The sequence below is a fragment of the Streptomyces sp. NPDC099050 genome (assembly GCF_044759865.1).
Classification (GTDB): Bacteria; Actinomycetota; Actinomycetes; order Streptomycetales; family Streptomycetaceae; genus Streptomyces.
The window spans coordinates 102251-115011 of sequence record NZ_JBIWAE010000028.1; the positions used below are offsets into that span (position 1 = coordinate 102251).

Consider the following 12761-nt stretch of genomic DNA (forward strand, 5'->3'; position numbering starts at 1 on the left):
CCTGGAAGGGAGACCCCACACCGACCCGAGGACTGACCATGACCGGTAACAGCCAGCCGAGCGAGCGATCCCAGCAGATGCGCGACAAGGCTCAGGAGCTGGAGCAGGCGGCACAGCATGCCACCGATCCGGTGGAGCGGCAGCGCTTGAAGGACAAGGCCATGCGCATCCGGGAGAGGAGTGAGCAGGAGAACGGCAGGGGCAGCGGGACCATGGACCCCATGTAGACCGGCCCGGCACGTGTCCGCGTCGGTCCCACCGGGTCGACGTACGAGCCCGGCAGAGCGGCATCTGGGGCGCTGACCGGCCTCGCGCCCGACGGAGCGGTCGGACTGCCCCCACGGCGCGCCAAGCCACGCTAAATCCGCCGGCGGAAGGACCTACCTCATGGCTGTCCGGAACCAGCTGGTGCATCGGCCGCCGACAGCGGTTTGGGCGGTGCTCGCCGATCCGACCCTGTACGGGGAGTGGGTGGTGGGCCCGTCCGAGTCCACGCCGCTCGATCAGACCTGGCCGCAGGTGGGCTCCCGGCTCCGCTACACGGTGCGGCTGGGCCCTTGGTCGACCGAAGGGGTAACGACCGTGCGTCACCAAGAACCGGGCAGGGAGCTGGAACTGGAAGCGTCGTTCAAGGCGCTGGGCACTGCACGGATCTTCCTCCAGCTCCGGCCGTGGGGCGAGGAGACGCTAGTCGTATGCGACGAGCACCCCTTGCGTGGCCTGGGCGGCACCTTGCACAACCCCGCCGTCGAAGCCCTGCTCCAGCTCCGCCACCGGGGAATGCTGGCCCGCCTGGCCACGACCGTGGAACACGAGCGCGCAGGGGCCCGCCATGCCTGACGCAGTGGTGATCGGTGCGGGCCCGAACGGGCTGGTGGCCGCGAACCTTCTGGTCGACGCGGGCTGGAGCGTGGAGGTCCTGGAGGCACAGCCGGAGCCCGGCGGCGCGGTCCGCAGTGACCGGGGCGTCCATCCGGACTACGTCTCGGACGTCTTCAGCGCCTTCTACCCTCTGGCCGCGGCCTCCCCGGTCCTGACCCGCCTCGACCTCGCAGCCGAGGGCCTGCGGTGGAGCCACGCCCCGTCCGTCCTGGCCCACCCGCTGAAGGACGGCAGGTGCGCGGTACTGGAGCGCGACGTGGGAGCGACCTCGGACGGCCTCGCAGGATTCGCGGCGCCCGACGGGGGCGCCTGGCGGGACATGTACGAGGTGTGGAGCCGCATCGGTCCCGACTTGGTCGAAGCCCTGTTCACACCCTTCCCTCCGGTCCGCCCCGGCCTCCGGCTCGCTGCGAAGCTGCGGACCTCCGGCGGACTCCGGCTGGCCCGGAACCTCGCTCTGCCGGTGCGCCGCCTCGGCGAGGAGGAGTTCGCCGGAGAAGGCGGGCGGCTCCTGCTGGCCGGGAACGCCCTGCATGCCGACCTGGCTCCCGAGGCTGTCGGCAGCGGGGGATTCGGCTGGCTGATGTCGATGCTCGGACAGAGCCACGGCTTCCCGGTCCCCGTCGGGGGGTCGGGCGCCCTGACCGCGGCGCTCGTAAGCCGCCTCCGGCGCCGCGGAGGCGTCCTGCGCTGTGGAGAACGCGTAGCGTCAGTCGTCGTACGCGGTCGTACAGCGATCGGGGTCAGGACCGAGGGCGGGGAGACGGTCGACGCCCGCCGGGCCGTACTGGCCGATACATCGGCGCCGGCCCTGTACCGCGACCTCGTCGGGGAGGCGCACCTCCCGTCCCGACTCATACGGGACCTGGAACGATTCCAGTGGGATTTCGCGACCTTCAAGGTCGACTGGGCCCTGAACGGCCCGGTGCCGTGGAGCGCGGCGCAAGCCGCCGGGGCCGGTACGGTCCACGTAGCCGATGGTGTCGACGGCCTCACCCGCTTCGCCTCCCAGATCGCCATGGGCCAGGTCCCCGACGAGCCATTCGCCCTCTTCGGTCAGATGACCACGGCGGACCCCAGCCGCTCACCGGCCGGCACGGAATCAGCCTGGGCCTACACGCACCTCCCGCAGCACATCACCTCTGACGCCGGCCCCGACCGCATCACCGGCCGCTGGGACGCGCGTGAGCAGGAAGCGATGGCCGACCGCATCGAAGCACAGGTGGAACGGTTCGCACCCGGGTTCCGCGCCCGGATCCTCGCCCGCCGCATTCTTGCCCCCACCACGCTCCAGGCCATGAACGAGAACCTCCACAAAGGGGCCATCAACAACGGCACGACAGCACTCCACCAACAGGCGATATTCCGCCCCACCCCTGGGACCGGCAGGCCCGAGACACCCGTCAAGGGTCTCTACCTCGCCTCAGCGGCTGCCCACCCCGGCGGCGGAGTGCACGGTGCCCCGGGCGCAAACGCAGCTCGGGCCGCCCTACGGCACCACGGACTCCACCCCCTCCTCCACCGAGCCCAGCGCGTCTGACCCGGCGTGCGGTGCAGGCGATCAAGTGGCCTGGGCGGGACCAGGCGGTAGTGCGGCCCCAGCTCACCGGGTTCTACCCGATCGTCTTCCCCAGCGCCGGGACCGGGCAGTGAGATGGCCACACCGGCGCAACAGCCGCTTCGCGACCTGATACCTACCCGGAATCGGGTAGGCCGACGGATATCTTGGCCGCCCCGAACGGATCGGGCATGCTGACCGCATGGATGCCGACGCTCAACTGCCGCCCACCCTGCAGGCCGCTGACGTGGTGATCGCCTGCGGGGACATGGACCTCGACACCACCGGTTCCTTCGCCGACACCCTCCTTGTCGCTGTACAAACCCACCCTGTCGTCATACTGGACACCGGCGGCGTCACCTTCGCGGACTCCACCTTCCTCAACCTTCTCCTGCGCGCCCACGCGGCCACGGACCTTCGCGTGGCCGCGACCCCGCACCAGCTTCAGCGCCTGCTGGAAATGACCGGCGCCGACACGGTCCTGAACCTTTACCGCACCGTTGAGGAGGCCGCGCGCAGCCCGTACGTGCCGCCGCGCGCGGCCGGGTGACTCAGCCGCCGTTCCGGCGGAGCGGGGAGCGCACATGGGCGTTACCCGGTCGGCTGCGGCTGCGGACCATGAACCGGTCGAAGGCGCCGGTACTTGAGGCATTGGCGGCCTATCACGCCGACGGGCAGACGCCGTTCACACCTCCGGGTCACAAGCAGGGGAGGGGTGCGGATCCACGTGTCCGCGCCGTGCTCGGCGACGCGGTGTTCCGCTCCGACGTGCTGGCCTGGCCACGAGCGGGCTGGACGACCGTACGTCCTCCCACGCCGTGGTGGCGGCTGGCGCACCCGCCCTCCGCCGAGTCCTTCGAGGCGGCCTTCGCCGAGCACCCCGATGCCCGCGGAGCACTGGTCACCACGCCGACCCCGTACGGCACCTGCCCGACTGCGTGTGCAGTGGTCACGGCCCTCGTACGGCACGTGTGAGATGCGAGGCGTTTCGGGCAGACGCACCATGACCGAGACACGTCCAACTCCGACGAAAGGCCTCCTCACCGACGCGGACCCAATCGGCGTGGACGGCTTCGCCACCCACCGCCTGCCGCTCGCCGAGGCCCCCCAGGCTTACGAGAGGTTCCAGAAGAAGCGGGACGGAGCCGTCAAGGTCCTCTTCACCCAGCGATAGCAGGGGTAGCGGGGTACGGGCCCATCGTCGGTGCCGCGCGCCCCGAGGTGCTGGCTCTTCGGGGCCGTGGGGCGCGGCTCGTCCGAGCTTGCGGGGGTCGGGGTCAGTGCTTGGCGCTGGGGACGGCGAGCGGCTCGGCGGGGGCCTTCTTCTTCGCCTTCTCCATCTCTTCGCCGAGTTCGATCAGGCGGTTGCGGCCCATGGCCTTGCGGACGTCGGGGAACCACTCCTTCTCCTCCTCCTCGACGTGGTGGCGGACGTTCTCCATGAGGACGGTCATCTTGGCGTCGAACCGTTCGTCCTTCGGGCCGAGGTCCTTGAGCTCGGACAGCATCCACAGCACCACGTGGTGCTCCTCGACGCTTTCGAGGACGTGGTCCTTGGTGTCGGGCGCGGCCTCCCGAGCGGCCGGGTAGAAGATCTTCTCTTCGATCCAGGTGTGCGTGGTCAGCTCGTCGATCACCTGGTCGGCGATCTTCCGCTTCTCCGCGTGTGCGTCGTCGCCGGCCTTCTCGAACTGCTTGAACAGCTTCTCCACCGTCTTGTGGTCTTCCTTGAGCAGCACGATTCCGTCCACCAGGTGCCTCCTAGGCTTCGCCGTTACGGGCGGCGCGGACGGCCACCCTGACGGCGTTTACCCGGTGCGCAGTCGCGTGGACCGTCCAGGCCGCAGGTTTGGCCCGGACGGGCGACCCGTCGGCGCCGTACGCTCCCCGCACACCACCAGTCGGCCTACTGAGGGAGCCCGTCCGGGTGCAGCGCGAGACGGACGGCGGCGGCGCGGCGGGTCCTCGTCGACCGGGAACAGGGAGAGGGCGCCGGATCGATGTCGATCTCTCCGGTGGACCGCACCGCGACAGCGTGGTCCAGGACTTCGACGGCCGTGTCGCTGCCGCCGGAATCTCGGGGAAGGTGTTCGACCATGACGGTTCACTCCTTGGTTCTGTAGGTGTGCTCGCACCCCCCCGCCCTCCGCACCCCTTTGGACCCTTGGCCCCTTCTCGGAGGTGTCGTGATGTCGCCTACGCCCTGATCCTCCTCAACCCCCTCCAGGCCACCGAGCCCCTCTCGCCCGAACGGTTTGTCCGCGCGACCGCGGCCTGGATCGAGGGCGCCACCGAGAAGACAGCCCTGTGGGACATCGGAGCCGTCCTGTCCACCGCGGCAGCTGCCGCCGGCGACGTCCTCACCCGCGAGGTACTGCTCCAGCTCCCCCCCGGCTACGACCTGCTCTCGACCAGACGCGACCAGAACGCTCTATCGCGGCGGCCATGACGTACGACCAGCTGCTCGAACGCGTCCGTTACGAGGGCGCGTACCCCACCCGCCAACACGCCCAGCCCATCCGAATCGTTCTCGCCGCTCTCGGACGGCAAATGACCGGAGGGGAACGCGTCGACCTCGTACACCGCCTGCCCGTCGAAGCCGCGCTCACCCTGACCGCCCAGATCCCCGACACTCAACAGCTCACCGGCTGGGGGTTCATCAAGGACCTGGCCGCCCGCACCGGCGCGACACCGGCCACCATCCGCTGGGACACCGGCGCCGAACTCGCCCCCGTCTCCGCCCTCGCCGGCCCCGACCTCCTCGCCCGCGTCCTGCGTCGGCTCCCCGACGGCTACGCCCTCCTCTTCGGCCAGCCGCAACTGCACCGGCCCCAGCCCGCAACCGCCTGAAGCCCACTCTCCGTCGTGCAGCAGGCGTTGAGAGCCGGACACGTACCGGCCGCCGGGCCAGCATCCGTGTGAAGGCGGCCCTGCTGTCTTACCTGGGAGCCCGTTGGGCAGTTGAGGCCGAGGTCCTTCGCTTCGCAGCCATACGACGGGGTGTCTCGCGCGCGACCGCTGTCCCCCGTTCCTGTCGGGGCTATTACGGCCGAGCCAGTGTTGAAGGCCGTAAGGAAGCCGGTGGAGCCAAGGCACTTGCCCGAAAGCAGTCCGCGAGGAAGAGAGCGAGTCCGAAAGTCACGCAGCGCCTGAGGAGTCGGGTTTCCCTGCGAGGTTGCTGGACGGGGCGACGCTCTCTTGTCCACTGGTCACGGTCGGATTCTGGGGCGAGCGGGAGCCGGCAGTGCGGTGCAGGGCATGACAGAACCCGGCCGGTGTGATGGTGACTAGGCCTCCGGCCGGGTCCTGCGTGTGTGGCGCGAGGGCTCTGCGGTCAGAGCTCGCCGTCGCGGATCTGGTCCTCGTCGCGCTCGCGCTTCATGTCGTCCTGGCCGCGGCGCTTGAGTTCCTCGGGGCTCTTGCCTCGGGCGCCTTCCGTTCCGGTACCGGGGTGGACGGGGTCCTGGCCGGAGCGCAGGCGCTCCTGCTCCTCACGACTCTTGCCCGGCTCCTGGCGCTTGTCCTGCTTACCGCCCATGACGGCGACTCCTCTGATGCGGGGTGGAGGTTCCTCCCCTCAACCTGCCACGCAAAGTGACAGGTCGCATCATTTAGTAACTGGGTGGAACGGCCCCTGCCACCGTGCCTGACCGCAGGGGCCGTCGTCACCCGCGGCCCCGTACTCAGGAGGCCGCGGCTGTGAACGTCAGAGGCCGCGGCCGTAGTACTGGCCGAGCTGGTTGCGGTAGGCGGCGTCACCGCGGTGCTTGTCCTTGTCGTACTCGGGGGAGTCCTTGATCTGGTCCTTCGTCAGGCTGACCTGGATCTCCTTCTCCTCCACATCGACGCGCACCACGGTCCCGGCGGGGATGAGGACCTCCTTGCCAAAGATCCACGGTCCGGTGTCGACGACGATGTACGAGGCGCCGACCTCGTCGGTGTCCTCGTCGACCTTGCCGATGTGTCCGTCGGTGGCTTCCACCTTGAAGCCGACCAGGCTGGTGCCCGGCGTGTAGTGCGACTCGGGGTTATAGCTCCACATGTCAGCCATGTGAGTTCTCCTTCTGGGGAAGTGCCCGCTCTCGTAGGCGGGTCAGGTGTGCAGGAGGCAGGTGCGGCCGTCGTGGCCATCTGCCTCGTCCTCGTCGAGCCAGTGCCCGCCGTCGGCGAGGTAGCGGAACCCGTGGCGCTGGTTCACCGGGAAGGCGATCGTGGCCGCGCGACTGCCGTCCGGGCGCCCGACGGGCAGTACGAACGTGATCTCGGTCCGCTTCCTGCTCCGCGTGCGGTCCACCATGGACGGTCAGCTCCTCACCTGCGGGGGAGATGGCTTGGCCATCTCTGCCCACCGAGCCGATGTCTGTAGCGGATGATTACGCCACCTGATCCCGCTGTCCCCCGCTCGGCCGCACACTTCGGCTTCACTGGCGACCCGTCTCGGAAGCGGGGACGCCAAGGTCGGCCGCCCCGCCGGTGCCTGGCTGCCGGGGCCGTTGATCACCGACGGCACGACTCTTGCAGTGGGCCGGCGGGTACGCCTGACCGGGATCGCTTGGTCCCGCCGCCTTCGGGTAGACGCTGTCTGGATCGGCGGGCTTCCGCCGGCCGCAGCTCATTCACACATGGCAGTGCGGAGCAGGGAGTAACCCATGATCCTCATTCTCGGCCTCATCCTGTTGATCGCTGCGCTGATTCTCGCCGTGGCAGGGGTCATGGCGAATCTCGGCAGTGCTCACGAGCTCACCAACGACTTCTCCGTCTTCGGCTACCACGTCACCAGCTCTACCGGTGCCCTGTTCCTCTATGGCATCGCTGTCGGCGCGGTGGCCGTCCTGGGCCTTGCTCTCATCCTGGCGGCGGCCCGCCGGGCCTCCCGCCGAAATCGCCTCGCCCGCCACGAGGCTTCCCTCACCTCGCAGCGGGAGAGTGCGGTTGTGGACCGCGAACGCCAGGACCTCATCGAGCAGCGCGATGCGGCCCGCGCGCAAGCCGCCCAGGCCCTCGGCGACGACCAACCCACCACCCCCGCGCCCCCGACCACGGGTCACCGGGGCGCCAAATGGCTCGGCAAGCACAGCGATCCTCGTTGACCACCCTCAGCGGCTCCCGAGCAGACCAACGACAGCGTCAAGTCCGGCCTGGCCGAGATCGAGGAGAAAGCACACCGATGAACGATCACGCCCGAACCAACATCGGCACGCCCGTCCCCGAACAGGCCGCCCGGTTGGTGAGGGACAAGACGCCCGAGCCCGTCCTGGAGAAGACCGCGCGGGCCGTGGCACAGGTACGGAAGCAGATCCTGCTCGCCGCGGCCATCCAAGGTGCGATGTTCGCCGTGGTCAAAGCCTCGGTCGACCGGTCGGGAGCCGTGGCCATACGACGCATGACGGGTACCTGGCCGGGCTGACCGGAGCGGTGCCGGCCACCTTCCCCGAGCCGGCCGGCACCACCGGCGCCCTCATGGCCAGTGCCGCGCGGACAGCACCCGCGCTCAGCGGGGTCGGTGCGGTCACGACCGCGTGGGCAGCCTGCACGCTGCCTTCCCCGATCGGCTCCGCCGCTCCGCGTCCAGCTGCATCGGCCCGGCCGAACGCGGCGGCGACCCACGGCGGAGGGGGATCATCCCGCCCCTGGGCGCGCCGCACCCGGAATCGCGCCCAGTCACGCAGAGCGATCCTGGTCGGCGGGGCGTTGTTCTCCTGGTCCGTCCGGGGCGGAGCGGTCGAGTCGAGTGGTGACGGGTGTGGCTGTGACGCCGTGCAGGAGTACGGACAGCAGCACGGTGAAGGTCACCACCGCCCACAACTCGCGTGCGGGGGCGGCGAACTGTGCTGCGCCCAAGGCGTAGGCGAGGTAGAAGAACGAACCGATGCCCCGGATGCCGAAGAACGCAATGGCCGCCCTTTCCTTGCCCGCGGCCTTGCCGCCGATCTGGACTGCCCAGCCGACGGCCGGGCGGATCAGCAGGAAGAGCGCGAGCCCGAGAACGGCTCCGCGCCAGGTCAGTGCCGCGAGGCCGCCGTCGGCGATGAAGCCGCCGACGAGGAAGAGGATGACGGCGGTGAGGAGCCTTTCGATCTGATCGGTGAAGGCGTGCATGACACGGTGGTACCGGTGGCCGCGTTCGGCGTTGCGGATCGTGCAGGCGGCGACGAAGACGGCGATGAAGCCGTAGCCGTGAAGGAGCTCGGTCAGCCCGTACGCCGTCAAGGTCGCGGCCAGCGCGACGAAGCCCTCGCGGTGCTCGGCGAGCCGCAGAGCCGTCCAGGAGGCCTGGAAGAACATCCGGCCGAGGAGCCGTCCCACACCGAGCCCGACCGCCAAGCCCACCACGCTGCGCACCAGGATGTCGCTCCACACCCAGTGCCACAGCCCATCGGTGGACCATCCTGTCGCCGAAGCCGTGGTCAGGGCGATGGCAGCCAGGACGAACGGGAAGGCCAGACCGTCGTTGAGACCGGCCTCGCTGGTCAGCGCGAAGCGGACCTCGTCCTCGTCGTCCTCCTCGTCGGTCGGCTCTCCCACGCGGACTTCCGCCGCCAGGACCGGGTCCGTGGGAGCGAGGGCGGCCGCCACCAGCAGGGCCACGGCCGGAGGCCACCCCACCAGCCACCCCGCCACGGCCGCGGTGAGCAGGATCGTCAGGGGCATGGCCAAGCCCAGCAGCCGCCACGTCGTCGACCAGGTGTGATAGCCCGGCGGCCGGTTGATGGCCAGACCCGCGCCCATCAACGCGACCACGACGCACACCTCCGTGAGGTGCTCCACGGCGCTTCGGTGCCGGATGGGGTCGAGGGTCGGGAGCGCGTCCAGCGGCAGCAGGAACACCAGGAATCCCGCTGCCAGGAACACCATGGGCAGGGACAGGGGCCGTTTCGCGAGGGCGGTGGGAAGAATCGCCGCGCCCAGGGCTCCCAGCCCCGCGCAGGCGTACACCACGTCTGTCCCTGTCGAACCCAGCAAGCAGATCACCATTCCCCTGCGGAACCCTCGTCGGGCTCCGCCTACCCGATCTTGCAACGGGCAGCCTCAACGGACCCTGCGGCTTCGGTGCGCGATGACCTCCGGGACGCTACGGACGTGGCCGCCCCGGTACAGGCGGACCGGCGGCCGGTGCACGCCTGAGGAGCGAGCTCGTTCTATTGGCGGTGCGGCCGGAAACGCCGGGGGAGCCAGCCCGCTTCTCCGGGGCGGCGGGCGCGGTCTTCTTGGCCGTGGCCTTGGTCGCCTTCTTCTGCACCATGCGTTGCATCTCCTCCTGACCGGACTGCGAAGCCTGCGAGATCGCATGCCGTCTACCCGGCCTGCGGCAGTCATGCCCCGGGTGCAAGCCTTCGGCTTCTGATGGCCCGGGGCACGCCGAGTACGTCCATATCGACTAAGGCGCCTCTGGCGGGGTTCTCGGTGGCGGCACGAGGCGGAGATGCGGGGCCCTGCCCGGGAGCCCGGCTTCGCGGGGGAAGGCCGTGGCAGTGCGAGTGCTGGGATTCAACCGTGATCGGCAGGGTAGGCGACGGCCACTTGAAGGATCGATCGGCGGAGGCAAATCCATGTTGATGGCTCACCCAGCTGTGCTCCCCGGCCTCGTCGAACGCTACTGGGCGCTGTCCGTACTTGATGCCGCCGACGAGGCCTCGCCCGTCAGCGAGGAGCTCCGCGACGTCGAGCATGCCCTGTGCGTGGCCACGGGCACGGCGGACGTGCACGCCGCACTCATATCCGCCCGGCACCGCCTGCCCGGTGCGGGTGCGTTCGACGACTCCGTACTCGACTCCCACTGATCACGCTGCCGCGGGGATCCGTCTGCCGGGCGGCAGCGGTCTGAGCGCTGTGGCGCTGTGGCCGGGAACCTGCCCAGGTTCCGGTGGGTGCCCCGGCCGGGGAGGAGGCCGGGGCGGCCGTGCCCGGGTGCCGCGCGGATCCCGTACGGCAGAGGTGGTGCCGGGTGGACTGGTCCGCACCGCGGAGGTGTGCGGACCAGGCTCCGGGCGGAGGCCCGCCCGTGAATGCGCGGACCCCGGTGCCTACGCGTGTGACCCCGCCGCCACCCTGCAAACGTTCACGCCACGATTTCCTTGAGGCCACGTCAGAATGCGCTCATCGCAGACCGGTTCGAGGTCGGTCTCAGTGAGCTGTCCGAGTGGCACGGGGTGGGGAAACGCCGGTCAACCGGCGGCTCCGCCGCGTGCGGCTATGGGCCCTCCGAGGCGCCGGGGGGAGAGCGGTGACCGCGAGGCACGCCGGGAAGCTGAGGATGCCATCCTCCCCAGCACGAAGGACGGCGAGGCAGGCGACGCCCTGAGCCCCAGCCCCGATGCCCGGCGTCGGACCGCCCGGCAGGGCAAGGGGGACGGGAAGGACAAGAAGGAGAACCCGTAGCCGAAGCTGGAATGGTGGAGTCTCCCGGGGGACTCCACCATGTGCGGCGACCGCGTGCGGGCGGGGCCGCGCGCGGCATCAGGCTTCGGCGGGGCCGGGTTGGCGTGCTTTACGCTGCCGCGGCGACCGGGGCCGGGGCAGCCGAGAGGGCGGTGACGGCCAAGGCGCGGGTGGGCTGGATGACCAGCCCTTCGGTCCCGGTCTGTGCTTCCAGCGTCCGGCGTGTTTCTGCGGCAGCCGTGACGACGGTCAGCTGCGCGCCTGCGGAGCGGCACATGCGGTGGGTTCGTACGACCGTGCTCGCCGCGGCGGTACTCAGCGGCGCGTCCGACAGCTCCAGCATGACGGGTGCGGACCGGTGGGCGGCGAGGTAGCCGTCGATCGACCAGGCGGCCGTGGCCCGGTCCGCGATGTCGAGGTCGGCTCGCAGCCGGATGATCAGGACACCGCTCTCGGTCACGTGGAAGGGCAGCACGGACACTCCTTGTCTGCGTGAGCACATCGGCTGGGTGTCCCGCGGATGCCCGGGTCTCGGACCGGTATGCGTGTTCCTCGGCGCTCGGCGCTCGGACCGTTGGCGAGATCGGAGAGCGGGTGGGTGATCAGCTCGCTCTCCGGCGCCGTTGGGGAAGGGCCGGCCTTAGCCGCGGAGGGCGGGGAGGAGCTTGTCGCGGCAGGCGGTGAAGAAGGCGTCCTGGCCGGGGCCGATCTGGCCGATGTACACCTCGTCGAAGCCCGCGTCCAGGTAGGCGCGTACGGCGCTCACGTGTTCCTCGACGTCGTTGCCGCACGGCACGTTGGCGGACACCTGCTCGCGGGTGACGAGTTGGCTGGCCTGTTCGAAGTGGGCAGGGGTCGGAAGGGTCTGGGCCAGTTCGCCGGGCAGCTGCTCGTTGGGCCACAGCCGGTGGACGGTCTCGACGGCCTTCTCGCGGTCGTCGTCCCAGCACACCTTCAGGCCGCCGATCACCGGTTTGCCTTCGCCGCCCGCGTCCCGGAAGCGGCCGATGGCCTCCTGGTCGGGGCCCATGGTGATGAAGCCGTCGCCGATGCGGCCGGCGAGTTCCGCGGATTTCGGCCCGAAGCCCGAGACGTGCACGGGGAGCCGGCCGTGCGGGGTGGTGTACAGGCGGGCGTTGTCCACCGTGTAGTGCGGGCCGCGGTGGCTGATCTGGTGGCCGGTGAAGAGTTTCCGCATCACCTCGACTGCTTCCTCCAGCATGTCGGCGCGCTCGTCGAAGGAGGGCCACCGGCCCCCGAGGACGTGCTCGTTCAGGGCTTCGCCGGTTCCCACGCCGAGGGCGAAGCGGCCCTCCAGCAGTGCGCTCGACGTGGCCGCGGCCTGGGCGGTGACGGCCGGGTGCAGACGGATGGTGGGGCAGGTGACCAGAGTGGTGACCGGCAGGTCCACGGTCTGGGACAGGGCCCCGATCATCGACCAGACCAGCGGGCTGCTGCCCTGCTCGTCGTTCCAGGGGTGGAAGTGGTCGGAGATGGCCAGCCGGGTGAACCCCGCGTCGGAGGCCTTGCGCGCCTGGTCCAGGAGCTCGGAGGGGGTGAATTCCTCGCAGGACAGGAAGTATCCGAACGACGTCATGAGTTTCGTGCCTCCAAGAACGGTGATCAAAGGCCCCCAGTCGACGGGTGCCCGGGGTGTCGGTTTCCACGCCCCGCAGCCGGCGTGGCGAGTGGGTCCGGCGAGGTGGCCCTACCGGGCCCTCCGGCGCCGGTGCTGCCAGCCGACACGCCACATCAGGGCGGCCAGCGCGGTGGTCGCGCGCGAGGAGTGGAACCCCGCAGCGGAGCATCAGCTGTGCGAGGGCAGCTCGTGTCGGCGGTACCCCGTTCTAGACGAGTCATTCCGAATGCTGACGGTGTGTTCGGGAACGCAGACAGGGCGTCCAAGATCGTTGTGTGACGAACAACCTAGACGCCCTGCTGA

The 12761-nt window shown here is 70.1% G+C and carries 16 protein-coding genes and 3 pseudogenes; 11 read left to right on the top strand and 8 right to left on the bottom strand.

Annotated elements, in window-relative coordinates; genetic code table 11:
* Window positions 1–38 precede the first annotated feature (38 nt).
* The 6 genes and pseudogenes from ACIQV3_RS34455 to ACIQV3_RS34480 all read left to right on the top strand — a co-directional run.
* A complete protein-coding gene (locus tag ACIQV3_RS34455) occupies window positions 39–227 on the top strand; it encodes a DUF6381 family protein (RefSeq protein ID WP_403719506.1) in 189 nt (62 codons plus the stop codon).
* A gap of 160 nt (window positions 228–387) precedes the next feature.
* Window positions 388–840, top strand: a complete 453-nt coding sequence (locus tag ACIQV3_RS34460) for an SRPBCC family protein (protein WP_403719509.1) — start codon at window positions 388–390, stop codon at window positions 838–840.
* The gene (locus tag ACIQV3_RS34465; RefSeq protein ID WP_403719512.1) at window positions 833–2422 is read left to right on the top strand and encodes a phytoene desaturase family protein; all 1590 of its coding nucleotides are present in this window, start codon (window positions 833–835) and stop codon (window positions 2420–2422) included. The genes ACIQV3_RS34460 and ACIQV3_RS34465 overlap by 8 nt, the downstream gene beginning before the upstream one ends.
* Window positions 2423–2642: 220 nt before the next feature.
* Window positions 2643–2990, top strand: coding sequence for an STAS domain-containing protein (locus tag ACIQV3_RS34470; protein ID WP_403719513.1), 348 nt, complete (start codon window positions 2643–2645; stop codon window positions 2988–2990).
* 68 nt (window positions 2991–3058) lie between these two features.
* Window positions 3059–3388, top strand: a pseudogene (locus ACIQV3_RS34475) (hypothetical protein); the annotation flags it as partial.
* A 91-nt stretch (window positions 3389–3479) separates the two neighbouring features.
* A pseudogene (locus tag ACIQV3_RS34480) lies at window positions 3480–3614 on the top strand (glutathione-dependent formaldehyde dehydrogenase); the annotation flags it as partial.
* 103 nt (window positions 3615–3717) lie between these two features.
* On the opposite strand, the gene ACIQV3_RS34485 reads toward ACIQV3_RS34480, so the two are convergent.
* Together ACIQV3_RS34485 and ACIQV3_RS34490 are read right to left on the bottom strand one after the other, a co-directional pair.
* Entirely contained in the window at window positions 3718–4191 is a 474-nt protein-coding gene (locus ACIQV3_RS34485) for a hemerythrin domain-containing protein (protein WP_403719515.1), read from the bottom strand.
* A 155-nt stretch (window positions 4192–4346) separates the two neighbouring features.
* Window positions 4347–4538 (bottom strand): hypothetical protein, encoded by a 192-nt coding sequence (locus ACIQV3_RS34490; RefSeq protein ID WP_403719517.1) that lies wholly within the window; start codon window positions 4536–4538, stop codon window positions 4347–4349.
* A 99-nt stretch (window positions 4539–4637) separates the two neighbouring features.
* On the opposite strand from ACIQV3_RS34490, the pseudogene ACIQV3_RS34495 reads away from it, so the two are divergent.
* Both ACIQV3_RS34495 and ACIQV3_RS34500 read left to right on the top strand, forming a co-directional pair.
* Window positions 4638–4889, top strand: a pseudogene (locus tag ACIQV3_RS34495) (DUF2267 domain-containing protein); the annotation flags it as partial.
* A complete protein-coding gene (locus ACIQV3_RS34500) occupies window positions 4886–5290 on the top strand; it encodes a DUF2267 domain-containing protein (RefSeq protein ID WP_403719519.1) in 405 nt (134 codons plus the stop codon). The pseudogene ACIQV3_RS34495 and the gene ACIQV3_RS34500, both read left to right, overlap by 4 nt.
* A 484-nt stretch (window positions 5291–5774) precedes the next feature.
* On the opposite strand, the gene ACIQV3_RS34505 is transcribed toward ACIQV3_RS34500, so the two are convergent.
* The 3 genes from ACIQV3_RS34505 to ACIQV3_RS34515 form a co-directional block, all read right to left on the bottom strand.
* Window positions 5775–5978 carry a hypothetical protein gene (locus ACIQV3_RS34505; protein WP_403719521.1) on the bottom strand — a complete coding sequence of 68 codons (204 nt, stop codon included), beginning with the start codon at window positions 5976–5978 and terminating at the stop codon, window positions 5775–5777.
* A 168-nt stretch (window positions 5979–6146) separates the two neighbouring features.
* On the bottom strand, window positions 6147–6491 hold the full coding sequence (locus ACIQV3_RS34510; RefSeq protein ID WP_403719524.1) for a PRC-barrel domain-containing protein: 345 nt from the start codon (window positions 6489–6491) through the stop codon (window positions 6147–6149).
* A gap of 42 nt (window positions 6492–6533) precedes the next feature.
* Window positions 6534–6737 (bottom strand): hypothetical protein, encoded by a 204-nt coding sequence (locus ACIQV3_RS34515; RefSeq protein WP_403719525.1) that lies wholly within the window; start codon window positions 6735–6737, stop codon window positions 6534–6536.
* Between the two features lie 352 nt (window positions 6738–7089).
* On the opposite strand from ACIQV3_RS34515, the gene ACIQV3_RS34520 reads away from it, so the two are divergent.
* Window positions 7090–7530: a hypothetical protein gene (locus ACIQV3_RS34520; RefSeq protein ID WP_403719527.1), complete on the top strand. Its 441-nt coding sequence runs from the start codon at window positions 7090–7092 to the stop codon at window positions 7528–7530.
* Window positions 7531–7607: 77 nt separating this feature from the next.
* Window positions 7608–7847, top strand: a complete 240-nt coding sequence (locus ACIQV3_RS34525; protein WP_403719529.1) for a DUF4235 domain-containing protein — start codon at window positions 7608–7610, stop codon at window positions 7845–7847.
* 254 nt (window positions 7848–8101) lie between these two features.
* Here ACIQV3_RS34525 and ACIQV3_RS34530 read toward each other — a convergent pair whose 3' ends face one another.
* Entirely contained in the window at window positions 8102–9403 is a 1302-nt protein-coding gene (locus tag ACIQV3_RS34530) for a cation:proton antiporter (protein WP_403719531.1), read from the bottom strand.
* Between the two features lie 593 nt (window positions 9404–9996).
* Here ACIQV3_RS34530 and ACIQV3_RS34535 point away from each other — a divergent pair.
* Window positions 9997–10221: a DUF5133 domain-containing protein gene (locus ACIQV3_RS34535; protein ID WP_403719533.1), complete on the top strand. Its 225-nt coding sequence runs from the start codon at window positions 9997–9999 to the stop codon at window positions 10219–10221.
* A gap of 707 nt (window positions 10222–10928) precedes the next feature.
* On the opposite strand, the gene ACIQV3_RS34540 is transcribed toward ACIQV3_RS34535, so the two are convergent.
* Entirely contained in the window at window positions 10929–11294 is a 366-nt protein-coding gene (locus ACIQV3_RS34540; protein WP_403719535.1) for an STAS domain-containing protein, read from the bottom strand.
* Window positions 11295–11459: 165 nt separating this feature from the next.
* Window positions 11460–12416: a TIGR03557 family F420-dependent LLM class oxidoreductase gene (locus ACIQV3_RS34545; RefSeq protein WP_403719537.1), complete on the bottom strand. Its 957-nt coding sequence runs from the start codon at window positions 12414–12416 to the stop codon at window positions 11460–11462.
* Window positions 12417–12761: the final 345 nt, after the last annotated feature.

What these genes read in the sequence shown, in the direction of transcription:
- ACIQV3_RS34455 (WP_403719506.1), top strand. Translation starts at nt 39, where the DNA reads ATGACCGGTAACAGCCAGCCGAGCGAGCGATCCCAGCAGATGCGCGAC.
- ACIQV3_RS34460 (WP_403719509.1), top strand. Translation starts at nt 388, where the DNA reads ATGGCTGTCCGGAACCAGCTGGTGCATCGGCCGCCGACAGCGGTTTGG.
- ACIQV3_RS34465 (WP_403719512.1), top strand. Translation starts at nt 833, where the DNA reads ATGCCTGACGCAGTGGTGATCGGTGCGGGCCCGAACGGGCTGGTGGCC.
- ACIQV3_RS34470 (WP_403719513.1), top strand. Translation starts at nt 2,643, where the DNA reads ATGGATGCCGACGCTCAACTGCCGCCCACCCTGCAGGCCGCTGACGTG.
- ACIQV3_RS34490 (WP_403719517.1), bottom strand. Translation starts at nt 4,538, where the DNA reads ATGGTCGAACACCTTCCCCGAGATTCCGGCGGCAGCGACACGGCCGTC.
- ACIQV3_RS34500 (WP_403719519.1), top strand. Translation starts at nt 4,886, where the DNA reads ATGACGTACGACCAGCTGCTCGAACGCGTCCGTTACGAGGGCGCGTAC.
- ACIQV3_RS34505 (WP_403719521.1), bottom strand. Translation starts at nt 5,978, where the DNA reads ATGGGCGGTAAGCAGGACAAGCGCCAGGAGCCGGGCAAGAGTCGTGAG.
- ACIQV3_RS34510 (WP_403719524.1), bottom strand. Translation starts at nt 6,491, where the DNA reads ATGGCTGACATGTGGAGCTATAACCCCGAGTCGCACTACACGCCGGGC.
- ACIQV3_RS34515 (WP_403719525.1), bottom strand. Translation starts at nt 6,737, where the DNA reads ATGGTGGACCGCACGCGGAGCAGGAAGCGGACCGAGATCACGTTCGTA.
- ACIQV3_RS34520 (WP_403719527.1), top strand. Translation starts at nt 7,090, where the DNA reads ATGATCCTCATTCTCGGCCTCATCCTGTTGATCGCTGCGCTGATTCTC.
- ACIQV3_RS34525 (WP_403719529.1), top strand. Translation starts at nt 7,608, where the DNA reads ATGAACGATCACGCCCGAACCAACATCGGCACGCCCGTCCCCGAACAG.
- ACIQV3_RS34535 (WP_403719533.1), top strand. Translation starts at nt 9,997, where the DNA reads ATGGCTCACCCAGCTGTGCTCCCCGGCCTCGTCGAACGCTACTGGGCG.
- ACIQV3_RS34545 (WP_403719537.1), bottom strand. Translation starts at nt 12,416, where the DNA reads ATGACGTCGTTCGGATACTTCCTGTCCTGCGAGGAATTCACCCCCTCC.